We start from the raw sequence: 15,502 nt of genomic DNA, 5'->3' as shown, positions 1-15,502 counted from the left end.
CAACGTGTCCTTAGTTGTACGTCTGGCCGGACAGCAACTGCAGTTGCTCCACCAGCGGGCCGAGCGCGAGCGCCGGCAGGAAAGTCAGGCCACCCACTACCAGCACTACAAACACCACCAGCACCATGAACAATGGCGTCGCGGTGGGGATGGTGCCGGCACCGGCAGGCACGGTCTTTTTCATCGCCAGGGAGCCCGCCACGGCGAGCATCGGCAGCATGGTGAAGAAGCGCCCGATCAACATCGCGAGGCCAATGGTGGTGTTGAAAAACGGCGTGTTGGCATTCAGACCGGCGAACGCCGAACCGTTGTTGGCGGTGCCCGAGGTGTAGGCGTAGAGCACCTCGCTGAACCCGTGTGGGCCGAGGTTATTCAGGCTGGCCATGGTGTCGGGCCACAAGGCGGCAAGGGCGGTGAAACCGAGGATGCTGATGGGGTGTGCGAGCACCGAGAGCATCACCAGTTTCATCTCCCGGGCCTCGATCTTCTTGCCGAGGAATTCCGGGCTGCGGCCAATCATCATGCCCACCAGGAACACCGTCAGCAGCGCGTACTGGATCAGGTTGATAAAGCCCACGCCGTCGCCGCCAAACACGCAGTTGAGCATCATCTGCGCCAGGGGCACGAAGCCGCCCATAGGGGTCAACGAGTCGTGCATCGCGTTGACCGAGCCGGTGGTGGCCGCAGTGGTGGTGGCGATAAACAGACTGCTGTCGGCGATGCCGAAACGCAGCTCCTTGCCTTCCATATTGCCGCCGCTTTGCTCGATGGACAGCGTCTGGTTGGCGCCGGCCTGGGTCAGCAGCGGGTTGCCGTTTTGCTCCGCGCCATACACCAGCGCGAGAAAGCCGATGAACATCACCAGGAACGTGCCGAAAAACACCCAGCCCTGACGGCGTTGCAACAGCATGCTGCCGAAGGTGTAAGTCAGCGCCGACGGGATCAGCAACATGCTCAGGATGTGCAGGGCGTTGGTCAGCGGTGTCGGGTTTTCGAACGGATGCGCGGCGTTCATGCTGAAGAAGCCGCCGCCGTTGGTGCCGATATGCTTGATCGATTCAAAGCTCGCCACCGCGCCGACAATCAACTGTTGCTGCGCGCCTTCAAGCGTTGTCGCCAGGGCTTGCGAGGCAAAGGTCTGCGGCATGCCTTGCCACACATAAACCAGCGCCATGCCCACACACAGCGGCAGCATCACGCGGTACAGGGTGCGGGTGAAGTCGACCCAGAAGTTACCGATATCCGCCGAGCTTGAGCGGCTCAAACCGCGGATGAAGCCGGCGGCGGCGACCACCCCTGACGTGGCACCGACAAACATCAGGAAGGTGATCACGGCCATCTGGCTGAAGTTCGACAGGCTGGTTTCGCCCGAGTACGCCTGCCAGTTGGTGTTGGTAATAAAAGAGGCGGCGGTGTTGAACGCCAGGTCCGGGGTTTGCGCGGCCAGCCCGAGTGGGTTGATCGGCATCACTGCTTGCAGTCGCAGGATGAAGTAGCCGAGCAGCATCATCGCCGCGTTGGACAGCAGCAGGGCCGAACCATAGCGGGCCCAGCCCATGGTTTCCAGCGGGTCGATGCCCAGCATGCGGTAGGTATAACGTTCCGGCAGGGCGTGGCGGGTCCCGGTGAAAACCCGGGTCAGCCACTTGCCCATCAGCACGGCGAGCCCGGTCATCAACCCCAGGACCAGCGCAAATTCCAGCAAAGTGCTTAGCATGTCGAGGCTCCGTTCAAATCTTGCCCATGGCGACAATGGCCATGGCTGTCGCGGCAAAAAACACCAGGGAGAGGCCGATAAAAATCACGTCGTACATGGCGGGCTCCCTAGAACTTTTCGGCGCGAATGAGGGCATAACCCAGATAAGCGAACAGCCCGACGGCGCATAAGCCGCTGGCGATATAGATGAACTTGAGTGTGAGCACGGTGGAACTCCCCTGATTAATAAGCCGCGATTGCGGACGCGGGGAGGTTAAGAGGTTGGGCATCAAGTTCGGGCACTGATTGCCGGTGCGGGTATTAAGACGGTGTATAGATGGATTTGTGGTGGGCGAACGAAAACAAGGGATAGCCCGGGGGTGGGGTATCCCTTGAAAGTCTGGGGTTCTGCTGCTTTTGATGATCAGCTTATTTGGCTTTCTTTTTCTTTGATTCGCGGGTGGCGAGTTGTTCGAAGCAGAACGCGGCGGCGCCGAACAGGGCGATCATTGAGAGGACGATCATGCCTAAAGTTGAACTTTCCACGATGACTTCCTGCGGGGGTGATTGGTGTGGAGTTCACAGTAGTGGAGGGGGGATTAGTTGCTCAATAGAGACGACGTAAACGTTATGGCTTGGGTTGAATCTATACGGGTTCTTTACGTGGCTGTTGTGTGTATATCCGTTTTTTAGGTGAAGGCTACTTATGGTTTCGCTCTTACAGCGACTCACTTTGGAAAAGCCCCAAAGTAAGCAAAGGGCTCTGCCCCGCCTGTCGGCACCTCGCTAAGGCTCGGTGTTCCCTCACTCCGGCATTGCTCCGCGGGCCGCCGCGACGGGGCGTCCCTGCCCCGTCGCGGCTAAACCGGCGTCCTGCCGGTTTACCCGCTCCTCAATCCCTGCGTTCGGCCTCGGCGGCGTTTTTCAAGGTAGTTGTCGCGTTCACCGTCGTACTACGCGGCTTTTATCACCACTGTCAGCTCCCTTTCAGGGTTCAGATACACCGTCCCGATAGGGTTCCAGTTGCGTGTCTCACCTGACCATCTTTCCGGTCTTCTCTCTCTGGCTTGCCTGTATACCGCATCTCGGCGAGCCAAGATTTCCCGGTCTTTCCCTTCGTGACGTTGAGCGGGTGTCACGAAGCGGATCCGACTATGACGGTGCACGGTGTTGTACCAGGTCATAAAATTCCTTACCCAGATACGCGCCTCATCCAGGCTGGAAAACCCGTCCTGCGGCCACTGCGGGCAGTATTTCAGCGTTCTGAACAACGATTCCGAGTACGGGTTGTCGTTACTGACCCGTGGTCTACCGCGAGACGGCGTGATGCCCAAGTCGTACATCTTGGTTAGTAGCGTTAACGATTTCATCGGCGCACCGTTGTCCGAGTGAAGCACCAACGGCTGGAGCCAACACTTTTCCTGAGTCACGCTTCGTTGCAGCAACGCGGCTGCTTTTTCACCGCTTTCTGCTTCGTAAACTTCCCAACCCACCGCCTTCCGGCTGTAGATATCCTCGATCAGATAGAGGTAGTAAAACTTTCCGCGAACCGGTGACGGCAAGTAAGTGATGTCCCATGACCACACTTGATTGGCGGCGGTCGCCGCATAAGTCGTGGGCGCCTCATGACGATGCGGCCGCTTGGCACGCGAGCGATGTTGCTGCTGACCTGCCGCGTGCAGTACGCGATAAAATGTCGCCTCCGAGGCCATGTAACGCCCCTCGTCAGCCAGCTGTGGCACGATTTGGCTCGGCGGCAGATGCGCATAGGTTTTGCTGTTGCACAGCGTCACGATACTTTGCCGTTCAAGCTCACTGAGTGCGTTGTTCGGCATCCGCCTGAGCGTCGTCGTGCGCCCATCCGCCAAGATTTCTTCCGGCAAATTCCAGCGTTGCAGTGTCCTCAGTGAAAGGCCTACCTCCTGACAAGCAGGCGCCCTGCGGGCGCCCGCCAGGATGGCTTCATTGAGCCAACCAACGAGTAAATACCGTTCTGGCAACAAGGTCAGTTGTCCTCGTCGTCGCTCCCCAGTAGGCATTGAGCTTTTTCTCAGCACCAGTAACGCCGCCGTCTCGGCCAGCGCCGCATCCTTGCGGCGTAGTTCGCGCTCAAGCTCACGGATCCTTTTTTATCATCCCGTGACTGCCCTGAACTCGCCGTTTTCGCAGCTGGTTTTTGGGTGCTACTGGCGATAAACGCATTACGCCAATCGGTAATCTGCTCGGGAAAAATACCTTTTCTTCGGCAATATTCACCGATCTCCAGTTCCGACAGCGAACCGGTCTCTATGATGACCGTCAGTTTGGATTCGGCTGACCAATTTTCGGCGGGTTGTTTAGCGTCGGACAATTGCGTTCCTCTGGCAGCAGCTTGTTTGCGCCAATAATGGAGAGACATATCGCTGCAACCTTCGCGGCGAGCGACCTCCGCTGCTGAAAGGCTCAGGGGCGGAAGCATCATTTTCAGCAGTGCGGCTTTACGTTCATCTGAGTAGAAAGGCATGACCATACTCTTGCCGCCCCCGAAATGTGTTCAAAAAGCGGTGGACGCGACAACTACCCTGACACCGGGGGTCGGGCTTATTGGGGCAGTCAGATCAAGATCAAAAGCACAGCGGCCTACAGGCCGGCTTGAGTGGTAGAAGCCAGATCAAAAGCGAAAGCCAAATCTTAAACTGATGCAGCTCTGCTTTTCTGTAGGAGCTGGCTTGCCGGCGATGCAGACACCTCGGTGCATCAGGTACACCCAGTAGATGCCATCGCAGGCAAGCCAGCTCCCACATTTGACCGTGCCCGCTGTAGATTTTGATTTTGATCTTGCTTTTGCTTCACACCACTCAAGCCGGCCTGTAGGCCGCTGTGCTGTTGATCTGCTTTTGATCTTGATCTTAGGCGCCCCGTTAAACCACGCTGGCCGAACGCAGGTAGTACGGAGCGGGTAAACCGGCAGGACGCCGGTTTAGCCGCGACGGGGCAGGGACGCCCCGTCGCGGCGGCCCGCGGAGTAGTACCGGAGTGAGGGCACACCGAGCCTAGGCGAGGTGCCGAGTGGTGGGGCAAGAGCGTTTTGCTTACTTTTGCGCTTTTCAAAAGTGAGACGCTGTAAGAGCGGAACCCATACCAGCCATCACCCAAATAACGGATATGCCCCCCAACCCCAGGGCACTACAAATTCCGGCTATGCCGATAATCACTGACCGCCTCATACACCGCCTTGCGCAACCGATTAATCCCCCCAATCGGCCGATGCGCCTCCACCCCAAACCACGGATTAAACGACTGGTTATCACACGCCAGATTCAACTCGGGCGTATCAAAATCCTGCGCCGGAATCACCACCTTGGCCACCGTCTCAAACGGCGCATCACTCTCTTTCCATTCAATGCTGGTGTCCTCGATCGGCATGAACTTCTGCGGATTCTGCCGCTGAACCTGCAACACAAAACACGCCGCCACCCGGTCGGTGGACAGTTGCTGATTCAACGCACTGCGTAAAAAGTTCGGCAGGTCCTGGTTCTGCTTGGGCAGCACATACGCAGGACAACCCTGGGGATCCGGCGCCACCCGAAACTTCACATTCGCCGTCCCAAACTTATACGGCGACACCGAAAAGTAAGTCGTCTGCACAGGGCTCCCCGGCGGTGGCGCCAACGTCGCCAGCGCGATAAACAGATGCCGCACCTGCCAACTGCGTGGATCCACCCCGGGGAAAAACGCCATGACTTTTTTGCCATCAGCCTGAGCCGAAATGTTCTGCGCATACTCCGCCACATCACTGACAAAAAAGTTCGGATGGCTGAACATCACAAAATCCTGCTCACCCCGCGCCTGCTGATCCGCCAGCAACTGTTTGCCCGGCACGTCCAGCAACTTGATCGCCATGCCCCGGGCGTCCCGGATGCTGTCGAACTGCGGATACGCATTGCCGTTGGACAAACGCATCATCGCCTGCCAGGTCTTGCCCGGCTCGGCGAATACACCCTGGCGCAGGGCCGGGTCGAGGTCCGGCAGTACGCTGACCTCGGCCTTCACGCAACCATGGGCCTTGGCATGCGCATCCCGCAGGTAGCGCGTGCCTTCGCGGTGTTGATCAACGATGCGCACCGCGGTCTGGATGATGCCCTGGGTCATGGCCGCTTCCCCGGGAGGAATCTGTTCATCCGGCGACACCGGGCCGCTGTGCTGCCAGCTGAACCACAGGGTGGACAGCAACCAGCCCAGCAGCCCCAGACCCACCAGCCATAACACGGTCTTGCCGAGAAACGCGCCGAGGCGCAGCCAAAGTCGAGCGAGCATTTTAAAATCCTTTTCTGCGAAGTCGGTGGGTCAGGGCAGTTGCTGTTCCAGCGGGCCGCCCAGCACTTTCAAATATTCCAGCAGCGCCCAGCGTTCCTGGGGCAGCAAGCCTCGGCCAATCACCCCGTTGCCACGCTGGCCGGCACGGAATTCATGGCCGCTGTTGTGGTTGCCGGTGATGCGCGTATCGAACAGGAACGCGTTGGGGAACGCTGCCGTTTGATAACCCAGGTGGCGCGGGTCGTATTCAAAGGTGCCTTTATAGAAGGTCGGGCTGCGCTCGTCCTGGGGCGAGAGCAATTGGTAGATCGTCGGCACCGAGCCGTTGTGCAGGAACGGCGGTGTCGCCCATACACCGGCCAGGGGCCGAGCCTTGTAGGCGCGCAGTTCGCGCACGCCGATGGGCAGGCCGAAACCGTCCAGTTGAGGACGTTCGGCGGGTGTCACGCCGGCGGCGCGGTAGGCGTGGTCTTCGACAAAGGCAGTGATGTAGGCCAGGCCTTTGGCTGAAGAGAGGTTGCGCAAGTCCAGCGGTTCGGTGGGCGTGGGGTGCAGCTCGACGTTCATTTTTGCCAGCTCCGCCGGGTCCCATTGCAGGGCGCTGAGGTCGAAGCGGTGGTCAGCGATATTGTTGGCAGTATTGGGGTCGGTGCCGATCACCTCCACCGGGAGCATTTTCAGTTGCCGCACGGGGCGGCCATCGAACTGGGACACCGCCGGCACGTGGCAGCCCGCGCAGTTTTCCGCGAACAGTGCGCGGCCTTGGGCGGCCAGTGGTTTGTCGATGGCGCCGAACAGGTCTTCCGGCCAGGTCGGCGGCTTGAGGCGTTTCAGGGTTTCTTCGAGGGTACTCAGGTCGCGTACCCGCACGCTGGAGGGATAGCGCGCATCGCCCTTGAGCGGCTGGCCGGCGCTGTCGAAGAAGTCCAGCGTGGCGCCGACGCCCAGGGCTTCACCGATGTTGCGGGCCATGGGCTGCTGGGCCGAGCCGTTCCATTGCACCCAGTCGAAGGTCCAGATGTCCCACAGTTGCGGGTAGTCAACCGGGGCGTTGGCGATGCGGTAGTTGTCCGGGGAAATGGCGTCGCCGAAGCTCGCGTTGGCGATGCGGCCAAAGGCGTCAGTGCGGCCCGGGCCTTCTTCGGTGGGGTAGAGGCCGCGGTGGGTGTCGTTCCAGGCAACTTTGAGGAAGTTGTTCAGGGACTTTTTGAAGTCCTGGCGCAGTTGCGCTTTGCTCTGGTCGTTGTAGTCGTGTCCCAGGACGGTATGGGCAAAACGCTCGAATTTCCACGGGTTGTAGTAGGTCGAGGTGAGGCTGGCCACCAGCGCCTGGCCAAAGCTGCCACCGCGCAGCGTCGGTACGCTGGACGGCAACACATGTTGCGCCGGGCCGCCGTCGATACGCAGGCCCTGGCCTTTGAAATTCAACTGGCCGGTGTGGCAGGCGGCGCAGGTGATGTCGAGGAACTCATCACGGCTGCCGGGGTTTGTATGCCGGGCAAAACCCACCGGCAGGTTGCCGGGGTTCTGCGCAGTAGGCACCTGTTTTGGGTCTACCAGGAAACCGAAGCGCGCCAGGTATTCGGGCGTGGCGAAACGCTGCTCGGAGAACGGCAGTTCCAGTGCAGTAAACCAGTCATAGCGCAGGCCCTTGACCTGGGTGCCCTGGGGCGTGAAGTAATACGTCTGGCGATCTGCGGCGCTCCATTGGTCCTGGTAGTGCACCTGTTCCACCGGCACATAAACCGGCAGCTTCGGGTTGACCACGTAATAGAGCACCACCGCCAGGATCAGCCCCAGCAGTATGAAAATCATCAGCAAAACACGGGAAAAAATGCGCAAGATAACTATCCTTGTCGAGTTGTGTCGTTCTTATGCCATCAGGCCACCAGTGCGGCAAGTGGCCATGAGCCTGGTTCCAGCGGTCCTGCCTTCCGTTGCAGAGCCATAGAATGAATGAAAATGCTTTTAAACACGTGAACTTATCAGAAGTTTCCTGCTCACATGCCGGTAGCCATTGGTCGTGGCCGCCTGATAAGCTCGCGACTTTACTCGAATGCCCTTTTGGCACACGAACAAGGAAATAGCATGAAACAGCATCGGTTGGCGGCGGCGGTGGCCCTGGTTAGCCTGGTACTTGCGGGTTGTGATTCGCAAACCAGCGTAGAGCTGAAAACCCCGGCGCAAAAAGCTTCCTACGGTATCGGCCTGAACATGGGCAAAAGCCTTGCTCAAGAAGGCATGGATGACCTGGACTCCAAAGCGGTAGCCCAAGGCATCGAAGATGCCGTCGGCAAGAAAGAACAGAAGCTGAAAGACGACGAGTTGGTCGAGGCGTTCGCCGCACTGCAAAAGCGTGCTGAAGAACGTATGGCCAAGATGAGCGAAGAGTCGGCAGCCGCCGGCAAGAAATTCCTCGAAGAAAACGCCAAGAAAGACGGCGTTGTCACCACCGCTTCCGGTCTGCAATACAAGATCGTGAAGAAAGCGGACGGTGCCCAGCCCAAGCCTACCGACGTCGTGACGGTTCACTACACCGGCAAGCTCACCAACGGCACCACCTTTGACAGCTCCGTGGATCGCGGCAGCCCGATTGACCTGCCGGTCAGCGGCGTGATCCCAGGTTGGGTCGAAGGCCTGCAACTGATGCACGTTGGCGAGAAGGTCGAGTTGTACATCCCGTCCGACCTTGCCTACGGTGCCCAGAGCCCGAGCCCGGCGATTCCAGCCAACTCCGTGCTGGTATTCGACCTGGAACTGCTGGCCATCAAGGATCCGTCCAAGGCTGACGCTCCTGACGCACCGGCTGCTCCTGCTGCCAAGAAGTAATCAGCGTCTGAACCTACAACGCCCCGTCTCGACGGGGCGTTGTTGTTTCTGGCCTGTGCATAACTTTTCCAGTTGAATCCAGGCTGGATCCAACCGAACCCCTGCGGTCTAGAGCAGTCTGATAAAAGACTCGAGCACGGGTAGACGCAGATCAACTTCAAGTCAATGAATTCTTGGGTTTTTTTTATGTGCGCAAAAAATGCCCGATCTGACTGTAGGCCTTGTATTACGTGGCTTTCAGCCTGGAAAATGGGCTCTGTTCACAAGGTTATCCACAATTTGTGTGGATAACCTTTTCTGTCGCCTGGAACTGGAGTGACGATGAAAGCGCCGTTTAATTTCACCCGCTTCCTGCCGATGGCCGCTCGCCTGCTCGGCCGCGGGCGCCTGCCTACGCTGCTGTTCGCGGTGGCGGCCAAAGGTTCGAGCCAGGGCAACCGGCTGGGCAAGCTCAAGGACGATCTCAAGTTGCTGCAGGCGTTGTGCCTGGCCTACTGGCGCGGCGAGTACCGGGCCATCAGCCCCAAGGCGCTGATTTCGGTGGTGGCGGGGCTGATGTATTTCCTGAGCCCGATTGACGCGATTCCGGACTTTATCCCGGTGTTCGGCATGCTCGACGACATTGCCGTGCTGGCGTGGGTCATGAAGACCCTGGACGGCGAGCTGAGCGCTTTTCGCGCCTGGCGCGAGCGTCAGCGCCCCGAGAAGCTCGCGGTGGTTGAGCGCCTTCCTGCGACGCCTCAGCTGCTCGCTCAAGAAAATCCGCAAAAAAACTGAACCTTGCGAATATCCCCCTGCGCTCTTTGTGGCTGTTAGGATTACACTCCTAAGGAAAGTACTTACGAAGTAAGTGTTGTGATCCTACGGGGCAGTCATGGATATTCAGATAATTACAAAGGATGGCGAACCCGAGTACGCGGTTCTGCCATGGGCTCAGTACCAGGCGCTGCTAAAAGCCGCCGGTCAGCAACAGCCGACACCTCCTGCTTCGACCATTAGCCAAACCGCTGCCGAACCGGATCTGCGCCCCCTGGAGCAGCTGCGAAGCCTGCGCGAGGCCAAGGGCCTGGCCATCGAGACATTGGCACGCACAGTGGGCATCAGCCCGTCTTACCTGGGCTTGATCGAAAGTGGTGAACGCCAGCCGGACGCTGCCATCCGCCGCAGCCTGGCTTGGGAGTTGGGCGTTGCAGGTTGGAGGGACGAAACGTGAGCGTACGCATCAGCCGTCAACATTGGGATGGGTTAATCAACGAACTTGACCAGGCGCGCCGACAGCGCCACCTCTTGACGTATCGCGCCTTGCTGGAGCGCCTGCAATTTCCCACGCCAGCCATGCAAACCCTGACAGCCGCGCTGGAACACCTGGCGGCGCTGGATGCCAAGGCGGACCAGCCGCTGCGCAGTTCCCTGGTGATCAGCCAGGGGGCGAGCCGTCTGCCACGTACCGGATTCTTTGAATGTGTGGAGCGTCTTGGACGCTTCTGCGGGCCGTCCGATGGCGTGGCCGCCGCGTCGTGGCACGCATCGGAAGTGGTGCGGGTGTTTGAGTACGATTATCCCGAGTCTGCCGAAGCTTAGGCGCACGCCGCTGCTACAGGGATTCCGGCTCTTCCAGCTGCAGACTGTCGATCACATGAATGCTGTAGCCCGCCACGTTTTTTGCGTGGTGCTTGGCTTGGGAGGCCAGTTCCGCCAACTGGCTGGCATCGAGTTGTCCACAGGCCTGTGGATATAAGTGCACCACGCCGATCGACAGCGACAGCAATGCAAATTCCTGGCGCACCCCCTGGCGGTTCAACGCGACAAAACACCCCGCGTCCACGTGCTCGCTGCGATAGAAACGCCGGCACTGGGTATGGAAGTCGTCCAGCAACTGGTTAAGCCGCTTGCGCCAATCCTGCGGCCCCAGCACCAGCAAAAAGTCATCACCGCCGATATGCCCGACAAAGTCGCGGCTGGGGTCTACCCGGTCGTTCAGGCATTGCGCCAGGCACAGCAGCACCTCATCGCCCCGGCCATAGCCGTAGATATCGTTGAACGGCTTGAAGCTGTCGATATCCACGTAGCAGATCACCGACTCACGCTGTTGCTGCAACAACCGCGTCAGGCACTGCTGGATCGGTACGTTGCCCGGCAGCAAGGTCAGCGGGTTGGCGTAACGCGCCTGTTGGATTTTCAGCTCGGTAATCAGCTTGAGCACATCGATCACCCGGCCCAGCCCCAGGTAATCGCCGTTGAGGGTGATGATGAAGTCTTCCTCGATCCGCTGGCGTGCACGGCTGGTGAGCAGGCGGCTGACTTGCTGCAAGGACTGGCTCAGTTCCACGGCGAGGAAGTCATCACTCATCAAACGGCTGATGGGTTTGCGGGCGAACAGGTCGGTGGCGAATGGCTTGAGCAGTGCGTCCGACAACGAGTGCCGGTGCACGATACCGATCGGATGGCCACGCTCATCCAGCACCGCCAAAGAGTTGAGGTTGGCCTGGCGGCGGAAGGCTTCCAGCACCTGCGCCGTGGCGGTGTGCTGGCCCACGGCCGGTTGTTCGTTGAGCAGGGCGCTGAGGTCGCTGCCTTCGTCGTTCAGGGCGACGTTCGCGCTGTCGGGCTTGGGCAGCATCAACCGCGCTTCCTGCGGCGGATGTTCCTGAGGGCGGCAGAGCAGGTAGCCCTGCACCAGGTCGACGCCCATCTCGGTGAGCACCGCCAGCTCTTCCGGTAGTTCGATTCCTTCGGCGATGACTTGTGCCCGGGAGGCCTTGGCGATTTGCAGGATGGACCCGACAAACTCGCGCTTGAGGGCGTCCTGATGGATGCCGTCGATAAAGTGCCGATCGATCTTCACGTAGTCCGGGCGCAGCTCCGACCACAGCCGCAGGCTGGAATAGCCGGCGCCCAGGTCATCCAGGGCAATCGAAAAACCCATGGCGCGGTAATGATGCAGCGCGGTTTGCAGCAGTTGAAAATCGTCGGTCGGGGTTTGCTCGGTCAGTTCGATCACCACCTGGCTGGGCGGGATGCCGAAGTCACTGAGCAGTTGCAGGGTACGGCCGGGCTGGTGGGCGGTTTCCAGCAGGGACTCAGGCGAGACGTTGAGGAACAGCTTGCCCGGCAGTTTCTGGTCGCTGAAACGCCGGCAGGCACTTTCCCGGCAAAGCATCTCCAGTTCACTGAGGCGCCCGGCGTGACGGGCCACGGAGAACAGTGCGATGGGGGAGTGCAGCGGGCTGTTGGACGGACCGCGACTGAGGGCTTCGTAGCCGACGATACGTCGTTCGGACAGGGAAATGATCGGTTGGAACAGACTGTGCAAACTGCCTTGAGCCAGGATTGAGCCCAATGCGTTCAGCTGTTCGGTCATGGTCATGATTTTCTCTGGTCGAAAAAAAAGGACCTGCTTAAGCAGGTCCTTCATTTCACGACAGAATGATGTCTATTTGATGACACTCCGGGGAGCGTTCACATTAAATCGCCATCATTTACTGCTTGGCCACCGTCTTACTGATTTTCAAGTAATCCAGCAGGATGCGCCCGGTCTCGCTCAGGTAGGCATCATCTTCCGGCTTGGTTTTATCAGGCTCGGCGGCGATCGCGTCTTCGTCTTCTTTCTTCAGTTCCTTGAGTGGAGCTTCGCCTTTGGCCTTGCGGCGGGCGTTCTCCAGCACCAGTTGCTGATTCTCGATGTCGGTGTGCTGCGCACGACGGTCGGCTTCGTTGAGGCTGACGGTTTTCTCTTCCATCAACTTCTTGGCCAGGGCCAATTTGTCGCGGATAAAGATGAACTCGGCATCCTTGGCGGAGCGGGCTTCGTGATCAGTTTTCAACTGCGCCACGTACGGTTTGAACGGGTCCACCGCCGGCTTGATCGCAGGACGGATGGTGTCCCACGGCATCGCCTCGGGCAGGGCGCTCTCGCCGATTTCCTTGGTGTCGATGATCGATGGGAAGTCGATATCCGGCAGTACGCCCTGATGCTGGGTGCTCTGCCCGGAAACCCGGTAGAACTTGGCCAGGGTCAGTTTCAGCTCGCCATGGTTCAGCGGCTGAATGGTCTGCACGGTGCCTTTGCCGAAGGTCTGGCCACCGATGATCAGCGCGCGGTGGTAGTCCTGCATCGCGCCGGCAAAAATCTCCGAAGCGGACGCCGAGAGGCGGTTGACCAGCAACGCCATTGGCCCTTTGTAGAAGGCACCCGGGTTCTCGTCTTCCAGCACGTCCACACGGCCGTCAGCGTTACGCACCAGCACGGTCGGACCCTTGTCGATAAACAGACTGGTCAGTTCGGTGGCTTCCTGCAGGGAGCCGCCGCCGTTGTTGCGCAGGTCGATGACCACGCCGTCGACTTTGTCTTTCTGCAGCTCAGTCAGCAGTTTCTTGACGTCGCGGGTGGTGCTCTTGTAGTCCGGATCACCGGCGCGGAACGCTTTGAAGTCCAGGTAGAAGGCCGGGATTTCAATCACGCCCAGCTTGTAGTCCTTGCCATCCTGCTTGAGGTTCAGGATCGACTTCTTGACCGCCTGGTCTTCCAGTTTCACCGCTTCGCGAGTAATCGAAACGATTTTGCTGGTCTGGTCGTTCGGTGCGTTGGTGTGCGGAATCACTTCCAGGCGCACCACGCTGCCTTTCGGCCCGCGGATCAGCTTGACCACTTCGTCCAGACGCCAGCCGACCACGTCGACCATCTCTTTGTCGGCCTGGGCCACACCGATGATCTTGTCGGCCGGAGCGACCTGCTTGGTCTTGTCGGCCGGACCTGCCGGCACCAGACGCACGATTTTCACCTGGTCGTTATCGCTTTGCAGGACGGCACCGATGCCTTCCAGCGACAGACTCATGTTGATATCGAAATTTTCCGCGTTATCTGGCGACAGATAATTGGTGTGCGGGTCGTAGGACATCGCGAAGGTGTTGATGTAGGCCTGGAAGATATCTTCGGCACGGGTCTGGTCCAGACGTGCCAGCTGATTCTTGTAGCGCTTGGTCAACAGTTCCTGAATGGCCTTCGGCTCTTTGCCGGCGATCTTCAGGCGCAGGACTTCATCCTTGACGCGCTTGCGCCACAGGTCGTCCAGCTCGGCTTCGGTGGTCAGCCAAGGAGCGTCCTTGCGGTCAACCAGCAAGGTCTCTTTCTTGGTGAAATCGAATTTGTCGACGCCCTTGTTCAGCTCACCAATAGCGAAGTCCAGGCGCGCCTTGACGCGGTCCAGGTAGCGCTTGTAGATGGTGAAGCCGGGCTGCAGGTCGCCGCTCTTGAGGAAGTCGTCAAACTGCGTCTTCCACTTGTCGAACTCGGTGATGTCGCTGGCCAGGAAATAGCTGCGCGAGGGATCCAGCAGCTTGAGGTAGCTGTCGTAAATGATCACCGAGCGAGCGTCGTCCAGCGGCGGCTTGCTGTAATGATGGCGCTTGAGCAACTCAACGACGTTAAGGCTCGCAATCACCTCATCGCGATCAGGCTGAAGGTTGTCCCAGCTGTTGGCTGCGAACGTATTGCTCGATAGCGGCAAAAGGCCGATACCGATAAAAAGAGCGAGGGCGGTGCTGGGGAACAAATGCTTCATGCTGATTCGACGCGGGGGCAATTGATAACGCATATTAGGCCGTCTTTGAAGTCGCCGGTTCCATATGGGCCGGTCGCATAATGCAAAAAGCCCGGCGCTACAGCAACGGGCTCAGTCCAGACTCACTATGGAGGCACTGTGAAAGCATTGCAAGGCGTTGAAGGTCATGTGGAGTGGCAAGAAGAGCCGAGTCCTACATGCGATGTAGGCCAAGTACGCATTCGTGTGGCGGCTGCGGGCCTGAATCGGGCCGATTTATTACAGCGTTCGGGGCTCTATCCTCCGCCTCCCGGCGCGAGCCAAGTGCTGGGCCTGGAGTGTTCCGGGGTGATCAGCGAAGTCGGCGCCGGTTCGTCGTGGCACTTGGGTGACCGGGTTTGCGCCCTGCTGGCCGGCGGCGGGATGGCCGAGGAAGTGGTGGTGGATGCCCGTCATGTGCTGCCGGTGCCGGAAGGCGTATCCCTGGCCGAAGCGGCCGGGTTGCCTGAGGTGTACAGCACCGCGTGGCTGAACCTGTTTCAGTTGGCGGGCCTCAAGCCCGGCGAGAAGGTGTTGTTGCATGCCGGCGCCAGCGGCGTGGGCTCGGCGGCGATCCAGCTGTGCAAGGCATTTGGCAGCCCATGCTGGGTCAGCGTTGGCTCGGCGGATCGCCTGGCCTACTGTGAAGCGCTGGGGGCCCAGGGCGGTGTGGTACGTACCGACGGCATCGAGAGCTTGAGTGATTTTGGCCCGTTTGACGTGATTCTTGACCCGGTGGGTGGCAACTACGCGGCGCTGAACCTGAAACTTGCGGCTCGTGATGGGCGTTGGGTGTTGATTGGGTTGATGGGCGGCCGTGAGGCGCAGCTCGACCTGGCGCAGGTGTTGGCCAAGCGTGTGCAGGTGTTGGGGTCGACGTTGCGTAGCCGGGATGATCAGTTCAAGGCTGACCTGTTCAGTGACTTGAGCCAGCATGTATGGCCGTTGTTTGCCGAGGGCCGTTTGAGTCCGCAACTGGCCAAGACATTTCCTATCAAAGATGCCGAGGCTGCGTTTGCGGAGCTGGCTACCAATCAGATTTCCGGGAAGCTGGTGTTGGTGATCGACGAGAGTCTGACCTGATTTCAGATGCATCATTTGT

At 59.3% G+C, this 15,502-nt stretch carries 12 protein-coding genes; 5 read left to right on the top strand and 7 right to left on the bottom strand.

Annotated elements, in window-relative coordinates; all coding sequences use genetic code 11:
- Positions 1–10: 10 nt before the first annotated feature.
- The 5 genes from kdpA to HKK54_RS00440 form a co-directional block, all read right to left on the bottom strand.
- On the bottom strand, positions 11–1,717 hold the full coding sequence (kdpA, locus tag HKK54_RS00460) for a potassium-transporting ATPase subunit KdpA (RefSeq protein WP_169385885.1): 1,707 nt from the start codon (positions 1,715–1,717) through the stop codon (positions 11–13).
- A gap of 107 nt (positions 1,718–1,824) precedes the next feature.
- Entirely contained in the window at positions 1,825–1,923 is a 99-nt protein-coding gene (gene kdpF, locus HKK54_RS00455; RefSeq protein ID WP_003219423.1) for a K(+)-transporting ATPase subunit F, read from the bottom strand.
- A gap of 726 nt (positions 1,924–2,649) precedes the next feature.
- A protein-coding gene (locus HKK54_RS00450; protein ID WP_169385884.1) for an IS3 family transposase occupies positions 2,650–4,199 on the bottom strand; the annotation gives its coding sequence in 2 pieces (ribosomal slippage) (positions 2,650–3,824 and positions 3,824–4,199; 1,551 coding nt in all).
- A gap of 662 nt (positions 4,200–4,861) precedes the next feature.
- Entirely contained in the window at positions 4,862–5,992 is a 1,131-nt protein-coding gene (locus HKK54_RS00445; protein WP_169385883.1) for a catalase family protein, read from the bottom strand.
- Positions 5,993–6,022: 30 nt separating this feature from the next.
- On the bottom strand, positions 6,023–7,834 hold the full coding sequence (locus HKK54_RS00440) for a di-heme-cytochrome C peroxidase (protein ID WP_169385882.1): 1,812 nt from the start codon (positions 7,832–7,834) through the stop codon (positions 6,023–6,025).
- A 246-nt stretch (positions 7,835–8,080) separates the two neighbouring features.
- Between HKK54_RS00440 and HKK54_RS00435 the strand changes: the two genes are divergently transcribed.
- From HKK54_RS00435 to HKK54_RS00420, 4 genes are all read left to right on the top strand, one after another.
- A complete protein-coding gene (locus tag HKK54_RS00435; RefSeq protein ID WP_010166430.1) occupies positions 8,081–8,821 on the top strand; it encodes an FKBP-type peptidyl-prolyl cis-trans isomerase in 741 nt (246 codons plus the stop codon).
- A 321-nt stretch (positions 8,822–9,142) separates the two neighbouring features.
- Positions 9,143–9,598, top strand: coding sequence for a YkvA family protein (locus HKK54_RS00430; protein WP_169385881.1), 456 nt, complete (start codon positions 9,143–9,145; stop codon positions 9,596–9,598).
- A 97-nt stretch (positions 9,599–9,695) separates the two neighbouring features.
- Positions 9,696–10,034: a helix-turn-helix domain-containing protein gene (locus HKK54_RS00425; protein ID WP_169385880.1), complete on the top strand. Its 339-nt coding sequence runs from the start codon at positions 9,696–9,698 to the stop codon at positions 10,032–10,034.
- Positions 10,031–10,402 (top strand): hypothetical protein, encoded by a 372-nt coding sequence (locus HKK54_RS00420; RefSeq protein ID WP_010166435.1) that lies wholly within the window; start codon positions 10,031–10,033, stop codon positions 10,400–10,402. The genes HKK54_RS00425 and HKK54_RS00420 overlap by 4 nt, the downstream gene beginning before the upstream one ends.
- 13 nt (positions 10,403–10,415) lie before the next feature.
- Here HKK54_RS00420 and HKK54_RS00415 read toward each other — a convergent pair whose 3' ends face one another.
- On the bottom strand, positions 10,416–12,188 hold the full coding sequence (locus HKK54_RS00415; RefSeq protein ID WP_085989901.1) for a bifunctional diguanylate cyclase/phosphodiesterase: 1,773 nt from the start codon (positions 12,186–12,188) through the stop codon (positions 10,416–10,418).
- A 112-nt stretch (positions 12,189–12,300) separates the two neighbouring features.
- On the bottom strand, positions 12,301–14,382 hold the full coding sequence (locus HKK54_RS00410) for a carboxy terminal-processing peptidase (RefSeq protein WP_178120968.1): 2,082 nt from the start codon (positions 14,380–14,382) through the stop codon (positions 12,301–12,303).
- Positions 14,383–14,520: 138 nt separating this feature from the next.
- On the opposite strand from HKK54_RS00410, the gene HKK54_RS00405 reads away from it, so the two are divergent.
- Complete coding sequence (locus tag HKK54_RS00405; RefSeq protein WP_169385878.1) at positions 14,521–15,483, top strand: zinc-binding dehydrogenase; 963 nt, start codon at positions 14,521–14,523, stop codon at positions 15,481–15,483.
- Positions 15,484–15,502 lie beyond the last annotated feature (19 nt).

The sequence above is a fragment of the Pseudomonas sp. ADAK13 genome (assembly GCF_012935715.1).
Classification (GTDB): domain Bacteria; phylum Pseudomonadota; class Gammaproteobacteria; order Pseudomonadales; family Pseudomonadaceae; genus Aquipseudomonas.
This window is presented reverse-complemented; position numbering and strand designations above follow the sequence as displayed.